We start from the raw sequence: 19,713 nt of genomic DNA, 5'->3' as shown, positions 1-19,713 counted from the left end.
CGCCTGTGGACGCCGCGGTCGGGCGTGGGCGCATCCTAGCGAAACCCCGTCGCTTTCGGCGACGGGGCTATCACGGAATCAATGACGGCAGGCAGGCGGGACGTACTTCTCGTTCAACGTGTTCGAACGATTGCAGACCCACTCGATGCTGCCGGCATGGGTGCGCGGCGAGAAGATCAGATGGCCGCCCTGGATGTGCTGGTGGGCCTGGTTGCCCAGCGTCACGTCGATGGTGCCGCCGGAGGCATCGAGGTTGGTCACGTAGCGCCCCAGGATCTGGTTCGCAGCCGCGAGGCCGACAGAAGTGTTGTTGCTGCCGTAGCGCCCGTGGTTCTGCACGTACTCCGCGACGTTGGTCTTGGCGCCATCCGCGAGGGATGCCGCTTCGGCGACCTGGGCGCGAATCGCGTAGTCCTGGTATTGGGACACGGCGATGGCGGCGAGGATCGCGATGATCGCGACCACGATCATCAGTTCGATCAGGGTGAAGCCGGACTGGTCGGATTTCATGCAGCGCCCCCCCGGGCATGAATGCTGAAGCGGTCTATGGCGATACCGACGCAAGCAGTGTGCCAGCCCGGTGAATGGGAGTGTGGCCTCCCTCACAAAAAGGAAGGGGCCGCACTGGGCGGCCCCTCCGGTACTGCTTGCCCGGTCGCGATTAGGTGCGGCAGGGGGTCGGACGGTACTTGTTGTTGATCGTCGTGGCGGTCGTGTTGCAGCGCCATTCGATCGAACCGGCGTGCGTGATCGGCGAGAAGACGAGCTGGTTCGAACCGGCGGCGGTGATCGCGGTGTGCGCGTCCTTGCCGAAGGTCACGACGATCGGGCCGTTCGCGGCGTCGACCGACAGGACGTACTTGCCGGTGATGCCGGTGGACGCGGCCAGGCCCAGCGAGGTGTTGTTCGCGCCGTAACGGCCGTAGTTGTTGACGAACTCGGCGACCGCCGTCTTCGTGCCGTCGGCGAGCGACGAGCCTTCCGACACCTGCGAGCGGATCACGTAGTCCTGGTACTGGCTGATGGCGATGGCGGCCAGGATCGCGATGATGGCGACCACGATCATCAGTTCGATGAGGGTAAAGCCCTGCTGCTTCTTCATGTGTGTATCCCCTAGGAGTGTTTGAACTTCACGTGCCGCGCATGGCTCCGGCCTCTCCGGATCCGTCGGGCAGCCGTGCAACGTTGCACGTGCCCGGAATGTTACGCAGGTTGCATGCCAAATGGGACACGTCGACTCGCGCTCCCATTGGGGGTGCGGCACATCACGAATTTCCCTGTTTAGGCCGGTGAATCCGTGGGGTGGCGGACCTTCGTGTCACAAAGTGACCAAGCTCGTCAGTCTGTAGCAGGCGCACTGCGGCCGGATGAGCTTCGCTTCGTTTGCCGAATCGTGACCCAGGTCGCGCGCAGGCCCGCCATCGCCAGCGCCACTTCGAGCGCACGGAACGGCAGGTTGTACCGCGGCAACGGCAGCCCCAGCACATGAAGCACAAGCATCAGCGCGAGCAGCGTCGACACGAGCACCATCGCCCGGCGCTGCCCGGCATCGTCACTCAACGACTCGGGCCGCCGCAATGCGACCACCATCGTCGCCAGCATCGCCAGCATCAACGGCCAATGCAGCCAGAAGTGCGCCTCGCGCAGCGCGCGGAACAGCGGTCGCTCCAGCCACGGCGATCGCGTGACCGGATAGATGAAGATGTCGCCGACGCCCGCGATGTGTCCCCACGCCAGGAACATCAGCGGCTTGTCGATGAAATACCAATACGCGTAGCGCCCCGGGTGCGCGGCGAACCCATCGCCGATATAGGCCAACGCCGAAGGCAGGTCGCGCGAATGCGCGGCGACATCGGGATCGAAGCGATACGCGTAACCCAGCGTGCGCAGGTCGCCTTCGTACATCATTCCCGGGAACGCGCCGTGGTAGATCGACTGCACCAGGAGATCCGGTTCGCCCGCCGGCAACGGCACCTGCGCATTGCGTACCTGCCACGGCAGCACGACCGCGGCGAACAACAACGCGCCGAGCGCCGCCTGCTTCAGTCGCGGCCGCAACCGCGGCACGAAACACACGGCCAGCAGCACGAGCCACGGCACGAGTTGCAATTGCGGACGCACGAGGCAGGCGACGCCGAGCAACAGCCCCGCGATCGCCGCGTGCCACTTGTTGCCGTCGGGCGCCGCCGCGCGCAGGAACGCGAGCACGAACGCGAGCGCCAGCGGCGTGAACAGCGTTTCGGTCAGCAGGTAGTCGCTGATGACGACCAGGTGTGGTTGCGTCGCGACCAGCACACCGGCCGCGAACGCCCACCAGAACGGCGCGAGCCGCAATGCTACGAGGAAGGCGAGCAGCGTCGTCGCCACGCCGAGCAGCGCCTGCGCGGCCTCGATCCGCCACAGGAACGCCTGGTCCGGCGGCCCGTCGCCGAGGAACTTCGACACGAACCACGGATAGCCAGGCAGCGTCAGCTTGTCGGGCACGGGCACGACATCGGCCTGCGCGCCGAAAGTCTGCAAGCGCGAGAAGGTTGCGTGGTGCTTGAGGTTGTACGCGTAGAACACGTACTTGACTGCATCGCCGTGCACGACGCCGCCCTGTTCGGTCTGGCGGACGTTGGCGAACTGGAGGAACGCCGACAGCGCAGCGAGCGCCAGCAGCGCGATCCAATGGCGCGCGGCGGGGCTCAATCGATCCCGAGCTTCTTCAGCTTGTAACGCAACGCCCGGAACGTGATCCCGAGTTGCGCGGCGGCCTTCGTCTTGTTGTAGCGGTTGTCTTCGAGCGCCTGCTGGATCGCGTTGCGTTCGATCTCTTCGATGTAGCTCGGCAACGCGCTGGTCATGCTGTCGCGCGGGTCGGCCTGGCGCGGATCGCGGATCAGCGCTTCGCGCAATTGCACGGAGGCGGGTGCGCTCATCGGCGCGGTGAGCGGCGGGCCATAGGTCGGCAAGCGCAGGTCGGCGGCTTCGATGCGGTCGTCTTCGGCGAGTGCGAGCGCGCGTTCGAGGATGTTCTCGAGTTCGCGCACGTTGCCGGGGAAGGGATAGCCGCGCAGCGCGTCGACGGCGTCGGGCGCGAGCACCGGTTCGGCGCGGCCCTGCTGGCCGGCGAGGCGATGCAGGATCGCGGACGACAAACCGGGAAGATCGTCGAGGCGTTCGCGCAGCGGCGGCACGCGCAGCTCGATGACGTTGATGCGGTAGTACAGGTCGTGGCGGAAGCGGCCGTCGGCGATCAGCGCCGCGAGGTCCTTGTGCGTCGCCGAGAGGATGCGCACGTCGACCGCGACTTCGTTGTTCGCGCCGACCGCGCGGACCGACTTCTCCTGGATCGCGCGCAGCAGCTTGACCTGCATCGGCAGCGGCAGTTCGGCCACTTCGTCGAGGAACAGCGTGCCGCCTTCGGCCGCCTGGAACAGGCCCATCTTGTCGACGTGCGCGCCGGTGAACGAGCCCTTCTTGTGGCCGAAGAACTCGCTCTCCATCAGTTCGGCGGGGATCGCGCCGCAGTTGACCGGCACGAACGGACCGCTCGCACGCGGGCCCTGCTCGTGGATCGTGCGCGCGACGAGTTCTTTACCAGTGCCCGATTCGCCGGCGATGTACACCGGCGCCTGGCTGCGCGCGACCTTGCCGAGCGTCTGCTTCAACGCGACGATCGCCGGCGAATCGCCGTACAGGCGCGTGGCCAGCGCATCGCTCGCGGGTGCATTGAGGCGGCGCGCGCCGCGCTGCGGAAGATCGAGTGCGTGCTTCACCAGGCCGCGCAACACCGCGAGGTCGACCGGCTTGCTGACGAAGTCGAACGCGCCGGCCTTCAAGGCTTCGACCGCGGCTTCGACGTTGCCGAACGCGGTGATCATCGCGACGGGCGTCTGCGGATACTGCGCGGTGATCTCGGCGATCAGGTCGATGCCCGAGCCGTCGGGCAGGCGCATGTCCGTGAGGCACAAGTCGAAGCGATGCACGGCGAGCAGCGCGCGCGCTTCGCCGAGACTCGATGCTGTTTCCGTCCGCAGCCCCATGCGGCCCAAGGTGAGGACGAGCAATTCGCGGATGTCGCGCTCGTCGTCGACGATCAAGGCACTACGCTGGTCGTTCATCTGGTTCCCTTCCCCTTACCCGCAACCTTACATCGGGCGTCAGGTCGGCAACAATGAATGCGGTCCCGCAAGTCGAATCCGGAAGCAGCAACCGCCGCCCGGCATCGCGACGTACTCGAGCGTGGCCTGGTTGGCGCGACACAATTCGCGGGCGATATACAGGCCGAGCCCCGTGCCGTGGCCCGAGGTCGTGAAGAACGGCCGGAACAGTTGCGCGGCCACGCTTTCGGGGATGCCGGGGCCGCGGTCCTGCACGTCGATCTGCGGCCCGTGCGCGTTGGAGATGTGAAGGTGCACGCGCGCCGGCTGGCCGGGCATGCGCCCGTAGGTCAGCGCGTTGTGGACCAGCGCGACGAGCACCTGGTGCAGCTGGCGCGGATCGGCGAGCGCGGGGATCGCGCCCTGCGTCGCGGTGACCTGCAGCGTGTCGCCTTCGAGCGGATGGTTGGTGCGGTACTCCTCGATGAAGCGCCGCGCGAAGCCGACCAGTTCGACGTACTCCGGCTGCGCGCGCTCGCGGCGCGCCAGGCCCAGCACGTTCTCGACGATGCCGTTCATGCGCATCGTCTGCTGGTGGATGATCTCCAGCAGGCGGCGGTCGGCGTCGAGGATTTCCTTCGACTCTTCGAGCAGCTGCGTGGCGTACGAGATCGCCGCGAGCGGATTGCGGATCTCGTGCGCGAGGCTCGCGGAGAAGCGGCCGAGCGTGGCGAGCGTCATCGATTCGGCGCGGCGCGAGAGCAGGGTGGTGTCGTCGAGGAACACCAGCGACTGGTCGCTGTCGGCGAGCAGGCGCGTGAAGCGCGGCACGATCTCCGGCAGGTCGGCGCCGAGTTGCATCGGGGCTTCGTCCGCGACGCCGTCGTGGCGCCAGCGGCGCAGTCGCGTGTCGAGGTCGGGCGCGAGCGCGTGCAGCGTATCGCCCATCTGGCCGCCGACCAGCAGCATCGCGGCTTCGTTCGCCAGCCGCACCTTGCCGGTGCCATCGACCATCAGCACGCCGATGCGCATGCGGCGGATGATCAGTTCGCTCACTTCGGCCAGGTTCGCGACCTCGGCGCCGCGCTGGTCGGCCAGCGCCAGGCTCGCGCGCATCTGCTTGCCGAGGATGTTCGAGAGCGTGGCCACCGCGCAGAAACTCACCGCGAACATCAGCAACTCCGCGGGCGAGCGACCCGACGGCGCGCCCTGGTAGGCCGACCAGATGTATTCGCCGATCAGCGCCGCGCTCGCGAGCCCCGCGATGCCCAGCCCGACGCGCATCGGCACGAACAAGGCCGCCGCGCCGATGTTGAACAACAGCATCAGCGCGATGCCAGAGGCCGCCGACGGCAGCGCGTGCATCGCCAGCGCCGCCGCGAGGATGTCGACCAGCACGCCGCCGACCGCCTGCACCGTGAGGTTGCCGGCGCGCCCGGTGAACATCAGCACGATCGCCGCGATGAGGTATCCCACCGCGGTCGCGCCGCCCAGCATGGGGAAGCGCGGCTCGCGGAAGATGTCGCCGAACGGGCTGAACATCACGAGCGCCAGCAGGCCCGCTTCCAGCGCGCGATAGAGCGTGAAGAAGTAAAGCTCGCGCCGGAGCGCGTATTCGGTGGCGGGGGCGGTCGACCGCGGCGGCATGCGCGTCACAGGGGGTCCCCGATGAGGTTGGGGCGAGTATAGGGGGAGGCGGCTTTGCCCCGGGGGTCTCGCATCGGCGACAATACGGCCCCTTTTTGGCGGCCCACCCCCCACTTCAATGAACTTCCACGAATACCAGGCGAAGCAGTTGTTTGCCGATTACGGCATCGCGGTCCCGGCGGGGCGCGTCGCGCGCACGGCGGAAGAGGCGGTCGACGCCGCCAAGGCCATCGGCGGGGACTTCTGGGTGGTCAAGGCCCAGATCCATGCGGGCGGCCGCGGCAAGGCCGGCGGCGTCAAGCTCGCGAAGACCTACGACGAGGTCCGCGACTACGCCAAGGGCATGCTCGGCACGAAGATGGAGACCTACCAGTCGGCCGGCGTCGCACTGCCCGTCGATTGCGTGCTGGTGACCCAGGCCACCGACATCGCGAAGGAACTCTACCTGTCGGTGCTCGTCGATCGCACCAGCAAGGCGGTCACCTTCATCGCCTCCGCCGAAGGCGGCGTGGAAATCGAGAAGACCGCGGAAGAGAACCCCGACGCGATCAAGACGCTGCACGTGAACTACGTGCAGGGCCTGCAGCCCTACCAGTGCCGCGAGATGGGCTTCGCCCTCGGCCTGGATGCGAAGCAGGTCAACCAGCTGACGAAGATCATGCTGGGCCTGTTCCGCCTGTTCAACGAAAAGGACCTCGCGCTCGTCGAACTCAATCCGCTGGCGATCATGACCGACGGCAACCTCGCGGTGCTCGACGGCAAGATCAACTCGGACGACAACGCCAGCTTCCGCCACACGGACCTCGTCGCGATGCGCGACATCCGCCAGGAAGACGAGACCGAAGTGCTCGCTTCGCAGCACGACCTCAACTACGTGACCATGGACGGCAACATCGGCTGCATGGTCAACGGCGCCGGTCTTGCGATGGCGACGATGGACGTCATCAAGCTCAATGGCGGCGAGCCGGCGAACTTCCTCGACGTCGGCGGCGGCGCGACCAAGGAACGCGTGACCGAAGCCTTCAAGCTCATCCTGCGCGCCCCGGCCGTCAAGGCGATCTTCGTCAACATCTTCGGCGGCATCGTCCGCTGCGACATGATCGCCGAGGGCATCATCGCGGCGGTCAAGGAAGTCGACGTCAAGGTTCCGGTGATCGTGCGCCTGGAAGGCACGAACGTCGAAGCCGGCAAGGACATCCTCAAGAATTCGGGCCTGGCGATCATCGCCGCCGACGACATCAACGACGGCGCGAAGAAGGCCGTCGCGGCCGCGGCCGCGAAGTAAGGACTGACGACTCCATGAGCGTTTTGATCAATCGCAACACCAAGGTCATCGTCCAGGGCTTCACCGGCTCGCAGGGCACCTTCCACGCCGAACAGATGCTCGAGTACGGCACCAAGGTCGTGGGCGGCGTCACCCCGGGCAAGGGCGGCACCCTGCACCTCGGCTTGCCCGTGTACAACACGGTCGCCGATGCGGTGAACGAAACCGGCGCCGATGCGTCCGTCATCTACGTGCCGCCGCCGTTCGCGGCCGACGCGATCATGGAAGCGGCCGACGCGGGCATCAAGGTCATCGTGTGCATCACCGAAGGCATCCCGGTGCTCGACATGCTGCGCGCGAAGAACGCGCTCGCCGGTTACGACGACGTCGTGCTGGTCGGCCCGAACTGCCCGGGCGTGATCACGCCGGGCGAGTGCAAGATCGGCATCATGCCGGGCCACATCCACATGCCGGGCAAGATCGGCATCGTGTCGCGCTCCGGCACGCTCACGTACGAAGCCGTGAAGCAGACGACCGACGTGGGCCTCGGCCAGTCGACCTGCATCGGCATCGGCGGCGACCCGATCAACGGCACCAACTTCATCGACGCGCTGAAGTGGTTCCAGGACGATCCGCAGACCGAAGGCATCATCATGGTCGGCGAGATCGGCGGCACCGCCGAAGAAGAAGCCGCGGAATTCATCGCGCAGTACGTGACCAAGCCGGTCGTCGGCTTCATCGCCGGCGCGTCCGCGCCGAAGGGCAAGCGCATGGGCCACGCCGGCGCGATCGCCTCGGGCGGCAAGGGCACGGCCGAAGGCAAGTTCGAAGCGATGGAAAAGGCCGGCGTCACCACGGTGAAGTCGCCGGGCGACCTCGGTGCGGCCATCGCGGCGCGTTTGAAGAAGTAACCGCCGTCAACGCAAGACACAGGGAGCGGGCGCCTCGTGCGCCCGCTCTTTTTTTGCGCGATGATCGGGACATGGCTACAGCGCGCAAACCATCGAATGGATCGGCCAGGTCGTCCCGATTGGTGAGGGGACGGACGATGGCCAAACTTGGACCCGGTGTGCAGTTGGTGAAGGTGGGGCGCACCGCGAAGCCCGAGGTTCGGAAGGCCGACACGACGACCGTGCTCGTGCGCAAGCTTGCGAAAGCGTTGAGCAAGCCGGGGATCGATCGATCGGTCGTCTTCAGTGGTCCTGATCCATCGAAGGTGTACGCCTTTTCCGTATATCCATCTGATCCGACTCTCATCGTGCGTGAGTCGTTTGATGGAACGCGCGTCGTGGGACGATTCGTGGACGGCAAGTTCCGCGCATCGACTCGTGCCCCCAAGACCGCCAACACTGCAAGCGCTTCTCGAACGGACGCACGGCGCAAAGCCCGTGGCGTTCGTGCTGGCCGGTCATAACGGGTCGGGAAAATCCACGCTCTGGCGAGAGCAACTCGCCGATACGCTCCGCATTCCGCTGATCAACGCGGATCGCATGATGCTGTCCATTCTGCCGGAGCCGGACGCGCAGACCGGCCGTATTCCCGAATGGGCGCGCGAGTTGCGCGACGAGCAGGTGCAGTGGCAAATCCTTTCGCAACATGGCGTTCGCGCATTCAAGCGGCTCGTCATGGAGCATCAGATGCCATTCGCCTTCGAAACGGTGTTCTCCCACTGGAAGCCGCTGCCGGGTGGCGGCCACGAGTCCAAGGTCGACGACATCCGCGAAATGCAGCGGGCTGGTTACTTCGTGGTCCTCGTCTTCGTCGGCCTCACCTCCGTCGACATGTCGATCCTGCGTGTGCTGACGAGGACGTTGCAGGGCGGGCATGCAGTCGATACCGCAAAACTGACGCACAGGTTCGCCCGCACGCAGGCCGCCATCGGGCATGCGGCGCCCATCGCCGACATGACGCTCATGTTCGATAACAGTCGTCTTACGAGCGAGCAGGCCTTCACGCTCGTCCGCGCGCAGATGCGCCGCGCCGTGCTCTTCGATGCGCGGGACCCGATGTATTCGGTCCCGCCGGACCTGTTGACGGCATGCGAGCCCTGGATGGCGGCCGTGACGGGCGCATTCGCGCCGAAGACGAGGCGTTGACACCCTCGCGGCAACCCTGCCGCGATGGCGATCGATCCGAACATCGAGTCCGCACGCAACGGCGGGCTCACCTATGTCAGCGATACCGACCCCGGCCTGCGCCGCAAACGCGCAGGCCGGGGTTTTTCGTATGTGAACGCGCGCGGGCGCGTCGTGCGCGACAAGGCCACGTTGGCGCGCATCCGCTCGATCGCGGTCCCTCCGGCGTGGCGCGACGTGTGGATCTGCGCGAATGCGAGCGGTCACCTGCAGGCGACCGGCCGCGATGCGCGCGGGCGCAAGCAGTACCGCTACCACCCGCGCTGGTTCGCGGTGCGCGATACGGAGAAGTTCGATCGCATCGTGCAGTTCGGGGCCGCGTTGCCGCGCCTGCGCCGGGCGGTGAAGCGCGACTTCGCGCTCGAGGGCCTGCCGCGCGCGAAGGTCGCCGCGATCGTCGTCGCGCTGATGGCCGACACGCTCGCGCGCGTGGGCAACGACGAATACACGCGGGACAACAAGTCCTTCGGCCTCACCACGCTGCGCAACCAGCACGTCGCGTTCCTGCAGGGCGGGCGACTGCGCCTGAAGTTCCGCGGCAAGAGCGGGCAGGAGCACGACATCGTGCTCGACGATGCGCGGCTGGCGAAGCTCGTTCGGCACGTGCAGCAACTGCCGGGGCAATCGTTGTTCCAGTACGTCGACGACGACGGCCGTGTGCAGCCGATGGATTCGGGCACGGTCAACGACTGGCTGCGCGAAGCGATGGGCGACGACTTCACCGCCAAGGACTTCCGCACCTGGGGCGCGACCATGGCCGCGCTGCAGGTGCTCGCGTTGCACGACGTGCCCTGCAAGGCCGACGGCTCGCCGAATGCGCGCGCCATCAGGGCGATGTGCAACACCGCCGTCGAGCGCGTCGCGCGCGCGCTGCGCAACACCCCGGCGGTCTGTCGGCGCGCGTACATCGACCCGGCCGTGTTCGCGGTTTTCGAAAGCGGACGCCTGCGCCAGGCGGCTTCGTCCGTGCGCGGCCCGCGGCAATGGGAACAGGCGGCCCTGCGCCTGCTCCGCGCCGGCCACCGCGAGGCCCGCAAAAATGAGAAGACGGCGTGAAGGGCCACTGCACACGACAAATGCCAGCATGCGCGCCGGTTCGGGGGAACTGAAATGAACGCGCAGGTGCAGGTGCAGGAAGAATTGTTCGCGGGCGGTGGCGAGACCGGCGCGTTGATGCGCGCGATCGATTGGTCGCGCACGCCGCTCGGTCCGGTCGAACATTGGCCGAAGAGCCTGCGTACGTGCGTCCGTGTGTTGCTCACCTCGCGCCAGCCGATGTTCGTGTGGTGGGGCGACGAGCTGATCAATCTCTACAACGATGCGTACCGCAGCATCGTCGGCGCGCGCCATCCGCGCGCGCTCGGCATGCCCGCCGCGGAGGTGTGGAACGAGATCTGGGGGCACATCGCGCCGCGCGTGGCGTCCGCGCTGAACAACAACGAAGGCACCTACGACGAATCGATGCTGCTGATCATGGAGCGCAACGGCTATCGCGAGGAGACCTACTACACCTTCTCCTATAGTCCCGTTCCCGACGACGAAGGCGGCCCCGGCGGCATCTTCTGCGCCAACACCGACGAGACGCGCCGCATCGTCGGCGAGCGCCAGCTCGCGTTGCTGCGCGACCTCGCTGCGCGCACAGCCGATGCGCGCACGGCGGAAGAAGTGCGCGAGCGCGCGATCGAAGCGCTCGCCGGCGATCCGCACGACCTGCCGTTCGCGATGTTGTATGCGGCGAAGGCGGATGATGTCGAGGCGACGCTGGTGGGCGCCGCGGGAATTCCGCCCGGCCATCCCGCCGCACCGCTCGTGATCCCGCTCGACGACACGATGTGGCCGCTCGGCGAGGCGCTCGCCACGCACGAACTGCAACGCGTGCGTGCCTCGCAGCTGCCCGCATCGCTGCCGACCGGGCCGTGGGAAGACGCCCCGATGCAGGCGATCGTGTTGCCGGTGGCGTCGGGCGATGCGAACCACACCCTCTGGCTCGTCGCCGCGCTGAATCCGTATCGCCTGTTCGACGAGGGCTATCGCGACTTCCTGCAGATGGTCGCGGGACAGATCTCGACCAGCCTCGCCAACGCGCAGGCCTACGAGCACGAAAAGCGCCGCGCCGAACAGTTGGCCGCGCTCGACCGCGCGAAGACCACGTTCTTCAGCAACATCAGCCACGAATTCCGCACGCCGCTCACATTGTTGCTCGCGCCCGTCGAGGAAGCGTTGCGTGGCGACACGCAGGCGCTGCTCGGCGAAGACCTCGCCGCCGTGCATCGCAACGCGCAACGCCTGCTGCGCCTGGTCAACGCGCTGCTCGACTTCTCGCGGATCGAAGCGGGACGCGTGCAGGCGCGTTACGTGCCCGTGCAACTCGACGCCTACACCGCGGAGTTGGCGAGCATGTTCCGTTCGGCCACCGAGAAGGCCGGCCTGCAGCTCGATGTGGACGCGCCCGCGTTGTCCGCGCCGGTCTACATCGATCGCGACATGTGGGAGAAGATCGTCCTCAACCTGTTGTCGAACGCGTTCAAGTTCACCTTCGACGGCGGCATTCGCGTGAGCATGCGCGAAGAGCGCGGCCATGCGGTGTTGATCGTCGAGGACTCCGGCATCGGCATCGCACCGGAAGAACTGCCGCGCCTGTTCGAACGCTTCCATCGCGTGCAGGACGCCCGCGCCCGCACGCACGAAGGCTCGGGCATCGGCCTGGCGCTCGTGCACGAACTGGTGAAAATGCACGGCGGGCGGATCGATGCGCACAGTACGCCGGGCATCGGCACGCGCTTCACCGTGTCGCTGCCGATGGGCCGCACGCACCTGCCCGCGGAACACATCGTGGAAGCCATCGATGCCGCGATGCCCGGCACCGCGGCGGCGAGCTACGTTGAGGAAGCCGAACGCTGGCTCGCGGCGACCTCCGATGCGCCGGCCGTCGATACGCACGCGACATCGCACGGCACGATCCTGCAGGGCAAGATCCTGCTCGCCGACGACAATGCCGACATGCGCGACTACGTGCGCCGCCTGCTCGAAGGCGACGGCTACACGGTGCGTGCGGTCGGCAACGGCAACGACGCATTGGCCGCCGCGCAGGAACACCTGCCGGACCTCGTGCTCACCGACGTGATGATGCCGGGCCTCGATGGCTTCGGCCTCACCGCCGCGTTGCGCGAAGACCCGCGCACGCGCCACCTGCCGATCGTGATGCTCTCCGCGCGCGCCGGCGAGGACGCGCGCGCCGACGGCATGGAAGGCGGCGCCGACGACTACCTCGTCAAACCGTTTTCCGCGAAGGAACTGCTCGCGCGCGTCGCGTTGCAGATCGAACGCGCGCAGCGTCGCCGCGAAGTGGAACGCCAGCGCACCCTGCTGCGCGACCTGTTCGAACAGGCCCCCGCGGCGTTCGCCCTGCTGCGCGGCCCCGACCACGTCATCGAGCTGGGTAACGCGACATACCTCGCGCTCGCGGGCAATCGGCCGATCATCGGCAAGCCCATTCGCGAAGCGCTGCCGGAACTCGAAGGCCAACCCTTCATCGGCCTGCTCGACCAGGTGCGCCGCACCGGCGAGCCGTACATCGGCACCGAGGCGCTCGCGCACCTGGATCGCACCAACACCGGGAAGCTGGAGGATTCGATCTTCAACTTCGTGTTCCAGCCGGTGCGCGAAGACGACGGGACGATCGATTCGATCCTCGTGTTCTCCTACGAGGTCACCGAGCACGTGCTCGCGCGGCGCCGCATCGAGTCGTTGATGGCGCAGTTGCAGCACGCCGACCGGCGCAAGGACGAGTTCCTCGCGATGCTCGCGCACGAGTTGCGCAATCCGCTCGCGCCGGTGCGCAACGCAGTCGCGCTGCTGCAGGCGGGCGCGACGAACGAAAGCGACCGCACGCGCCACCTGCTCGACGTGCTGCAACGGCAGACCGGCAACCTGGGGCGCCTGGTCAACGATCTGCTCGACGTCTCGCGCATCACGCGCGGATTGATCGACATCGATCGCACGCGCCTGGACCTGCGCGGCGTGATCGATCGCGCGCTGGAAAGCGTGCAGGGCGCGATGGACGACAAGCACCACGATGTCGCGGTCACCATGCCGGGACGGCCGGTGATGGTGTCGGGCGATCCGGTGCGGCTCGAACAGATCTTCGTCAACCTGTTCACCAATGCGGCGAAGTACACCGATCCGGGCGGCCACGTCACCGTCTCGCTGCGCACGCACGGCGATGTCGTCGAACTGCGCGTGCGGGACAACGGCATCGGCCTGGAGCCGGACACGATCGAACATGTGTTCGACCTGTTCGCGCAGGCGCGACGCGGACTGGATCGTTCGCAGGGCGGGCTCGGCATCGGCCTCACCGTCGTGCGCAGCCTGGTCGAACTGCACGGCGGTGCGATCATCGCGCGGAGCGACGGCGCCGGGCGCGGCTCGGAATTCATCGTGACCTTGCCGGTGTCCGCGGCCCCGCCCGATGAACGCACGCCGGTCGCTGCACCGCCCGCTGCGCAGCTGGCGTCGCGTCGCGTGCTGGTGGTCGACGACAACATCGATGCCGCACAGACGCTCGCGCACCTGCTCGAAGCGTTCGGGCACGACGTGCGCGTCGCGCACGACGGCGACGCGGCGCTGGTGCTCGCGCAGGAATCCCCGCCGGACGTCGTACTGCTCGACATCGGCCTGCCGGGCATGAACGGCTACGACGTCGTCCGCCGCCTGCGCGCCGACCCGCGCACGCAGGCGGCCACCGTCATCGCGGTCACCGGGTACGGGCAGGAGGCCGACCGCCAGCGCGCGATCGAAGCCGGATTCGACCTGCACCTCGTGAAGCCGGTGGCGCCGGAGCAGCTCGCGGGCCTGTTCGTAGGGTGAGTCGTGGCTTGACGCGTGGCACGCAGCGCGGCCGGGTAGACTGCGCGGCATGACGCTCCGCATCGCCCTGGCGCAGTTCGACTTCCCGGTGGGCGCGGTCGCCGCGAACACCGATCGCATCGCGCGCCTCATCGCGCAGGCGCGCGACGAACATCGCGCCGACATCGTCCTGTTCCCCGAGCTCGCGGTCAGCGGCTATCCGCCGGAAGACCTGCTGCTGCGACCGCGCTTCCTGCTCGACTGCGAACGCGCGATCCAGGAGATCGCGAAAGCGGCGACCGGCATCGTGGCCGTCGTCGGCTGGCCGCAGGCGGTCGGCGCGATCGTCTACAACGCCGCGAGCGTGCTGCGCGATGGTGACGTCGCGCAGACGTATCGCAAGTGCGAGTTGCCGAACTACGCGGTGTTCGACGAGCGTCGCTACTTCGACGTCGATCCCGACGGCGAGTCGTGCGTGTTCGAACTCGACGGCGTCAATGTCGGTGTCGTGATCTGCGAAGACCTGTGGTTCGCCGAGCCGGTCGCACGCACGGTGGACGCTGGTGCGCAACTCATCCTCGTACCCAACGCTTCGCCGTTCGAGCGCGACAAGCACGCGCAGCGCGACAACCTCATCGCCGAGCGCGTGCGCGAATCCGGCGTCGCGCTCGCGTATCTCAACCTCGTTGGCGGGCAGGACGCGGTGGTGTTCGACGGCGCGTCGGTGATCGCCGACGGCGACGGCAAGGTGCATCCCGCCGCGCGCGCGTTCGAGGATCACTGGCTCGTCGCCGACTTCGACGGCGCGACGCGGAAGTTCGCGCCCGTCGCGTGGCCGATCGAAGAAGAGGAAAGCCGCGACGCACTCGCGTGGCGCGCGATCGTGCGCGGCATCCGCGATTACTGCGGCAAGAACGGATTCACGAAGACGTGGCTCGGTTTGTCGGGCGGCATCGATTCGGCGATGGTGCTCGCGCTCGCGGTGGATGCGCTCGGCGCGGACAACGTCACCGCGGTGCGCCTGCCGTCGCGTTACACCGCCGGCATGTCGAACGACCTGGCCGACGTGCAGTGCCGCTCGCTCGGCGTGAAGCTCGAAGCGGTGTCGATCGAGAAACCGTTCGCCGGATTCCTCGAAGCGCTGGCGCCGTTGTTCGAAGGACAGGCGCCCGATGTGACCGAAGAAAACCTGCAATCGCGCAGCCGCGGCGTGATCCTGATGGCGTTGTCGAACAAGTTCGGCGGCCTGCTGCTCACGACGGGCAACAAGAGCGAGTACGCGGTCGGCTACGCGACGATCTACGGCGACATGTGCGGCGGCTACGCCCCGATCAAGGACCTGTACAAGACCGAGGTCTACGCACTCGCGCGCTGGCGCAACGCCTTCGGCGGCTCCGCGCCGCACGGCGGCATGCCGATCCCCGTCGACGTGATCGACCGCCCGCCGTCGGCGGAACTGCGCGAAAACCAGAAAGACCAGGACTCCCTGCCGCCGTACGACGTGCTCGACGCGATCCTGTATCGCCACGTCGACCTCGAACAGGCGCGCGACGAGATCGTGTCCGCCGGCTTCGACGCCGCGACGGTCGACCGCGTGCTGCGCCTCGTGCGCATCAGCGAATGGAAACGCCACCAGGCCGCCCCGGGCCCGAAGGTCTCGCGTCGCGCATTCGGCCGCGAGCGCCGTTACCCGATCACGAACGGGTACGGCTGAGCGGATCGCCAAACGAAAACGGCGACCTCGCGGCCGCCGTTTCGAAATGGTGCTCTGACCCCTGTTTTCGCTCGTCAGTCGCGCTCGGCGCCCGACTTCTCGCCCGCGAAGGGATTGAGCTTGCGGAACTTCGACGGGAAGTCCGGCCACTCGCCGGCGAACAACGGATGGTCCGGCTCGTTTTCCTTCAGCACGCGACGCGCGTCGGCGGCGAGGGTTTCGTTGCCCAGCTCGTCGTAGGCGACGGCGAGCAGCGCGACCGCGTCGTTCTGCCACTTGCTCTGCGGGTAGGTTTCGATCAGGTACTTGGCGCGCGAGATCGCGGCGACGTTGGCGCCGCGGCGCAGGTAGTACAGGCCGGTGTCGAGTTCGTGCTTGGCGAACAGGTCGCGCAATTCGATCATGCGCGCGGCCGCGTCGTGCACGTAACGGCTGTTCGGGTAACGCTCGACCACGATCGAGAAATCGTTGTACGCCTGCATCGGCGTGGTCAGGTCGCGGTTGCTCGACTCCAGCGAGAACACCTGCTGCAGGAAGATCGCGTTGCGCGTGGCGTTGGACAGGCCGCGCAGGTAATAGAAGTACGGGATGTTCTTGTGCGTCGGGTAGGTGCGGATGAAGCGGTCGATCGTCGACACCGCGTCGTCGTGCCTGCCCGACTTGAACTGCGCGTACGCCATTTCCATGAGCGCCTGCTCGGTGTAGGCGCCGTACGGGTACTGGGCGATCAGGCGCTGGAAGGTTTCCGACGCGCTCGCCCAGCGACCTTCGGTCATCAGCTCGTGGCCCTTGTCGTACAGGACGTCGACCGGTTGGCCTTCGTTGGCGTCTTCGTTCTTCCAGAGCTTGCTGATCGACTCGCACCCGGTCGCGCCGAAGAGGACGGCGACGAGGAGCACCAGGTGGAGGGAACGCGTGATGGAGCGCTGGGTCATGGGCTGGGGCGTGTACTGGAGGGGCGCGGAGGGCGCACGAAGGGTCGATAATAGCAGCCTGCCAACCGCCGCCGGCCCGCATCCGGGACCGCCGGCTGAACCGGAGCGCGCATGACACCCAACGATCCCGCCGCCGGCGCCGCCGCGCGCACCGCCGTCGTGCCGGAGGCCGCGGCTGGCCGACGCTTCGACGCGGTGCTGGCCGAATTGTTCCCCGAGTTCTCGCGGTCGCGCCTGGCCGAGTGGATCAAATCCGGCGACGCCCTGCTCGATGGCCGGCCCGTGCGGCCGCGCGATCCCGTGCGCGGCGGCGAGGCGGTGACCCTCGACGTGGTGCTCGAGATCCAGACCGACGCCGAGCCCGAGGACATCGCCCTCGACATCCTCTACGAAGACGACGCGGTGTTCGTCCTCGACAAGCCCGCGGGCCTCGTCGTCCATCCGGGCGCGGGCAACCCGGCCGGCACGCTGGTCAATGCGTTGCTGCATCGCGACCCGTCGCTGAACGCGCTGCCGCGCGCGGGCATCGTGCATCGCCTCGACAAGGACACCTCCGGGGTCATGGTCGTCGCACGCACGCTGCCGGCGCATACCTCGCTGGTCGAACAGTTGTCGGCGCGCGGCGTGCATCGCCAGTACCTCGCCGTGGTCGTGGGCGCGCTCGTGTCCGGCGGCACCGCGAACGCCCCGATCGACCGCCACCCCCGCGACCGCATCCGCATGGCGGTGCGCGACGACGGCAAGGACGCGGTGACGCATTACCGCCTGCGCGAACGCTTCCGCGCGCACACCGCGCTGGAATGCCGCCTCGAAACCGGCCGCACGCACCAGATCCGCGTGCACATGGCGCACCTCAAGCACCCGATCGTCGGCGATCCGCTGTACGGCGGGCCGTTGAAGCTCCCGCGCGGCGCGACCCCGGAACTCGTCGAAGCGCTGCGCGGATTCAAGCGCCAGGCGCTGCACGCCGAAACCCTCGAATTCGCGCACCCGCTCAGCGGTGAGCCGATCCGTTGCACCGCACCGGTGCCCGCGGATCTGCGCGCGTTGATGGACGCCCTGCGCGACGACCAGCGCGCGGCGGCGGAGTCGGCGCGGTGAGCGACACGCTTCCCGCCGAAGCGGTGGTGCACGCCGACTGGGATGCGCCGGGCAACGTCGCGGCGTTCACCACGATGCGTTACGGCGCGGGTCATTCGGTGGCGCCGTTCGATACGTTCAACCTCGGCCTGCGCAGCGGCGACGACGCCGATGTCGTCGAACGCAATCGCGCGGAACTGGTCGAGCGGTTCGCGTTGCCGTCGCGCCCGCGCTGGCTGCGCCAGGTCCACGGCACGCACGTCGTCGTCGAACCCGGGGCCGACGAACCGGAAGCCGATGCGGCGGTGACGCGCCATCGCGGCACCGTGCTCGCGATCCTCACCGCCGACTGCATGCCCGTCGTCTTCGCTTCGCGCGACGGCGACGAACTCGGCGTCGCGCACGCCGGATGGCGCGGCCTCGCGGCCGGCGTGCTCGAGGCGACGCTCGCGCAGATGCATGCGCCGCGCGAACGCATCGCCGCGTGGCTCGGGCCGGCGGCGGGGCAGGCGTCGTATGAAGTCGGCGCCGAAGTGTTCGATGCGTTCGTATCGCAGAACCCCGCGGCCGCGGCGGCCTTCATTCCCACGCGGCCGGGGCATTCGCGCGTCGACCTGTACGCACTCGCGCGCCAGCGCCTCGCGCATGCGGGCGTGATGGACGTGCTCGGCGGCGGCTTCGACACGATCGGCGATGCGCGCTTCTTCTCGCACCGGCGCGACCGGCGCACGGGGCGCATGGCGACGATCGCGTGGCTGCGATGACATCGCGGTTCTTCGTGCGATGCGCGGTCGCGCTGGTGGCGCTGTTCGCTGTGTTCGCGATCGTGTCGCTGGCGCTCAGCGGTCCCGACAAGCCGGATGCCAGGTTCTCCACGATGACCGATGTCAAAGGCTCACCGACGGCGCATTGGCTGCCCGTGGACCTGCCCGGGGACGCCAGCGACATCACCATCTCGACGGACCTCGAGAACGACCGCGTGTCGTTCACCTACCGCGCGACCGGGCAAAGCTTGCCGCCGAGTTGCGTCATGACCGGCGCGAATGCCTGGACGTGCGGCGCGGAGGATCGCTACACGCTCACCTTCGATCCCGAGCGTTCGCGTTGGCACGGACGGATCGAATTCTGATGGTCGACGCCCGCGCGACGTGGCGCGGCAAAAACAGGGGTCAGAGCACTATTTCCTCCGAAATAGTGCTCTGACCCCTGTTTTTCTGCAGCATGCCGACGATTGCCTCGCGCGCCTGCGTCGCGAGCACGTTGCGCTCCAGCCCCGCGGTGTCGATCGGCGCGCCGAAGCGCACGCGGATCGTGCCCGGCCGCACGCGGAAGCCGGACGGCGGCAACACCGCGCCGGTGCCTTCGATCGCGACCGGCACCACCGGCACGCCTGCATCGAGCGCGACCTGCAACGCGCCGCCCTTGAACGCACCGACGACGCCCGTCGTGCCGCGCGTGCCTTCGGGGAAGGCGACCAGCGTCGCGCCGTCGCGCAACCGGTCGGCTGCTTCGCCGAGCTTCTGCTTCGCATCGCGTGCATTGCCGCGATCGATGAACACCATGCCCATCAAACGCGCGTACCAGCCGATGAAGGGCATCGACGCGAGTTCGCGCTTGAGCATGAAGCGCAGCGGCACCGGCACCGCGGCGAACAGCGAGGGAATGTCGAACATCGATTGATGGTTGGCGACCAGCACCTGCGGCCGCGACCAGTCGACGCGCTCGGCGCCTTCGACCACGAGCTTCGCGCCCGCGCCGCCGAACAGCAGCGGCGCCCAATACCACGAGGCCACCCGCAGCGCCGCGCCCGGGCCGGACACCAGGCCCAGCAGCAGCGCCACCGGGAAACCGACCGCCGTCACCAGCAGCACCATCACCGCCTGCAGCGCGTTGAGCGCCCCCCACTTCCACCGCGCCATGCCGAAACGACCCGCCGAGCCTTGGAAAACGGCGCACAGGATACCCGGCCCCGGCTTGCATCCGGTCTCCACGCCCGCACCTACAGGCT

Annotated in this window: 17 protein-coding genes; 10 read left to right on the top strand and 7 right to left on the bottom strand. The window is 67.8% G+C overall.

Features of this window, described 5'->3' with window-relative positions:
• Positions 1 to 78 precede the first annotated feature (78 nt).
• From LK996_RS05295 to LK996_RS05275, 5 genes are all read right to left on the bottom strand, one after another.
• Positions 79 to 510 carry a pilin gene (locus LK996_RS05295; RefSeq protein ID WP_230526091.1) on the bottom strand — a complete coding sequence of 144 codons (432 nt, stop codon included), beginning with the start codon at positions 508 to 510 and terminating at the stop codon, positions 79 to 81.
• 151 nt (positions 511 to 661) lie between these two features.
• Entirely contained in the window at positions 662 to 1,102 is a 441-nt protein-coding gene (locus tag LK996_RS05290) for a pilin (RefSeq protein WP_230526090.1), read from the bottom strand.
• Positions 1,103 to 1,338: 236 nt separating this feature from the next.
• Positions 1,339 to 2,691 (bottom strand): glycosyltransferase family 39 protein, encoded by a 1,353-nt coding sequence (locus LK996_RS05285; protein WP_230526089.1) that lies wholly within the window; start codon positions 2,689 to 2,691, stop codon positions 1,339 to 1,341.
• Complete coding sequence (locus LK996_RS05280) at positions 2,688 to 4,106, bottom strand: sigma-54-dependent transcriptional regulator (protein ID WP_230526088.1); 1,419 nt, start codon at positions 4,104 to 4,106, stop codon at positions 2,688 to 2,690. The genes LK996_RS05285 and LK996_RS05280 overlap by 4 nt, the downstream gene beginning before the upstream one ends.
• A gap of 39 nt (positions 4,107 to 4,145) precedes the next feature.
• Positions 4,146 to 5,732: a sensor histidine kinase gene (locus LK996_RS05275; RefSeq protein WP_230526087.1), complete on the bottom strand. Its 1,587-nt coding sequence runs from the start codon at positions 5,730 to 5,732 to the stop codon at positions 4,146 to 4,148.
• A 118-nt stretch (positions 5,733 to 5,850) separates the two neighbouring features.
• Between LK996_RS05275 and sucC the strand changes: the two genes are divergently transcribed.
• From sucC to LK996_RS05240, 7 genes are all read left to right on the top strand, one after another.
• On the top strand, positions 5,851 to 7,017 hold the full coding sequence (gene sucC / locus LK996_RS05270) for an ADP-forming succinate--CoA ligase subunit beta (protein WP_230526086.1): 1,167 nt from the start codon (positions 5,851 to 5,853) through the stop codon (positions 7,015 to 7,017).
• A 14-nt stretch (positions 7,018 to 7,031) separates the two neighbouring features.
• Positions 7,032 to 7,907: a succinate--CoA ligase subunit alpha gene (sucD, locus tag LK996_RS05265; RefSeq protein ID WP_230526085.1), complete on the top strand. Its 876-nt coding sequence runs from the start codon at positions 7,032 to 7,034 to the stop codon at positions 7,905 to 7,907.
• Between the two features lie 137 nt (positions 7,908 to 8,044).
• Positions 8,045 to 8,410, top strand: a complete 366-nt coding sequence (locus LK996_RS05260; protein WP_230526084.1) for a hypothetical protein — start codon at positions 8,045 to 8,047, stop codon at positions 8,408 to 8,410.
• Positions 8,385 to 9,092: a toxin gene (locus tag LK996_RS05255; RefSeq protein ID WP_230526083.1), complete on the top strand. Its 708-nt coding sequence runs from the start codon at positions 8,385 to 8,387 to the stop codon at positions 9,090 to 9,092. The genes LK996_RS05260 and LK996_RS05255 overlap by 26 nt, the downstream gene beginning before the upstream one ends.
• Positions 9,093 to 9,116: 24 nt before the next feature.
• Positions 9,117 to 10,187 (top strand): DNA topoisomerase IB, encoded by a 1,071-nt coding sequence (locus LK996_RS05250; RefSeq protein ID WP_230526082.1) that lies wholly within the window; start codon positions 9,117 to 9,119, stop codon positions 10,185 to 10,187.
• A gap of 54 nt (positions 10,188 to 10,241) precedes the next feature.
• On the top strand, positions 10,242 to 13,997 hold the full coding sequence (locus LK996_RS05245) for an ATP-binding protein (protein WP_230526081.1): 3,756 nt from the start codon (positions 10,242 to 10,244) through the stop codon (positions 13,995 to 13,997).
• A gap of 49 nt (positions 13,998 to 14,046) precedes the next feature.
• Positions 14,047 to 15,690 (top strand): NAD+ synthase, encoded by a 1,644-nt coding sequence (locus tag LK996_RS05240; protein WP_230526080.1) that lies wholly within the window; start codon positions 14,047 to 14,049, stop codon positions 15,688 to 15,690.
• A 74-nt stretch (positions 15,691 to 15,764) separates the two neighbouring features.
• Here LK996_RS05240 and LK996_RS05235 read toward each other — a convergent pair whose 3' ends face one another.
• On the bottom strand, positions 15,765 to 16,625 hold the full coding sequence (locus LK996_RS05235; RefSeq protein ID WP_230526079.1) for an outer membrane protein assembly factor BamD: 861 nt from the start codon (positions 16,623 to 16,625) through the stop codon (positions 15,765 to 15,767).
• A 111-nt stretch (positions 16,626 to 16,736) separates the two neighbouring features.
• Here LK996_RS05235 and rluD point away from each other — a divergent pair, with 111 nt between their 5' ends.
• From rluD to LK996_RS05220, 3 genes are all read left to right on the top strand, one after another.
• Complete coding sequence (gene rluD / locus LK996_RS05230) at positions 16,737 to 17,726, top strand: 23S rRNA pseudouridine(1911/1915/1917) synthase RluD (RefSeq protein ID WP_230526078.1); 990 nt, start codon at positions 16,737 to 16,739, stop codon at positions 17,724 to 17,726.
• A gap of 74 nt (positions 17,727 to 17,800) precedes the next feature.
• The gene (gene pgeF, locus LK996_RS05225) at positions 17,801 to 18,469 is read left to right on the top strand and encodes a peptidoglycan editing factor PgeF (protein ID WP_230526838.1); all 669 of its coding nucleotides are present in this window, start codon (positions 17,801 to 17,803) and stop codon (positions 18,467 to 18,469) included.
• A complete protein-coding gene (locus LK996_RS05220; protein WP_230526077.1) occupies positions 18,457 to 18,834 on the top strand; it encodes a YbbD-related protein in 378 nt (125 codons plus the stop codon). Before pgeF ends, LK996_RS05220 begins: the two co-directional genes overlap by 13 nt.
• A gap of 40 nt (positions 18,835 to 18,874) precedes the next feature.
• Here the strand turns inward: LK996_RS05220 and LK996_RS05215 are convergent, their stop codons facing one another.
• The gene (locus tag LK996_RS05215; RefSeq protein ID WP_230526076.1) at positions 18,875 to 19,624 is read right to left on the bottom strand and encodes a lysophospholipid acyltransferase family protein; all 750 of its coding nucleotides are present in this window, start codon (positions 19,622 to 19,624) and stop codon (positions 18,875 to 18,877) included.
• Positions 19,625 to 19,713: the final 89 nt, after the last annotated feature.

It is taken from the genome of Noviluteimonas lactosilytica (assembly GCF_020866925.1).
GTDB classification, from domain to species: Bacteria; Pseudomonadota; Gammaproteobacteria; order Xanthomonadales; family Xanthomonadaceae; genus Noviluteimonas; species Noviluteimonas lactosilytica.
Note: the sequence above shows the minus strand (reverse complement) of the source record. Positions and strands in the feature narration are given on the sequence as shown.

Bases quoted from the DNA above. Each gene is read 5' to 3' on its own strand.
- LK996_RS05275 (WP_230526087.1), bottom strand. From the start codon at position 5,732: ATGCCGCCGCGGTCGACCGCCCCCGCCACCGAATACGCGCTCCGGCGC.
- LK996_RS05280 (WP_230526088.1), bottom strand. From the start codon at position 4,106: ATGAACGACCAGCGTAGTGCCTTGATCGTCGACGACGAGCGCGACATC.
- LK996_RS05250 (WP_230526082.1), top strand. From the start codon at position 9,117: ATGGCGATCGATCCGAACATCGAGTCCGCACGCAACGGCGGGCTCACC.
- LK996_RS05240 (WP_230526080.1), top strand. From the start codon at position 14,047: ATGACGCTCCGCATCGCCCTGGCGCAGTTCGACTTCCCGGTGGGCGCG.
- rluD (WP_230526078.1), top strand. From the start codon at position 16,737: ATGACACCCAACGATCCCGCCGCCGGCGCCGCCGCGCGCACCGCCGTC.
- LK996_RS05245 (WP_230526081.1), top strand. From the start codon at position 10,242: ATGAACGCGCAGGTGCAGGTGCAGGAAGAATTGTTCGCGGGCGGTGGC.
- sucD (WP_230526085.1), top strand. From the start codon at position 7,032: ATGAGCGTTTTGATCAATCGCAACACCAAGGTCATCGTCCAGGGCTTC.
- LK996_RS05215 (WP_230526076.1), bottom strand. From the start codon at position 19,624: ATGGCGCGGTGGAAGTGGGGGGCGCTCAACGCGCTGCAGGCGGTGATG.
- LK996_RS05295 (WP_230526091.1), bottom strand. From the start codon at position 510: ATGAAATCCGACCAGTCCGGCTTCACCCTGATCGAACTGATGATCGTG.
- LK996_RS05260 (WP_230526084.1), top strand. From the start codon at position 8,045: ATGGCCAAACTTGGACCCGGTGTGCAGTTGGTGAAGGTGGGGCGCACC.
- LK996_RS05290 (WP_230526090.1), bottom strand. From the start codon at position 1,102: ATGAAGAAGCAGCAGGGCTTTACCCTCATCGAACTGATGATCGTGGTC.
- LK996_RS05235 (WP_230526079.1), bottom strand. From the start codon at position 16,625: ATGACCCAGCGCTCCATCACGCGTTCCCTCCACCTGGTGCTCCTCGTC.
- sucC (WP_230526086.1), top strand. From the start codon at position 5,851: ATGAACTTCCACGAATACCAGGCGAAGCAGTTGTTTGCCGATTACGGC.
- pgeF (WP_230526838.1), top strand. From the start codon at position 17,801: ATGCGTTACGGCGCGGGTCATTCGGTGGCGCCGTTCGATACGTTCAAC.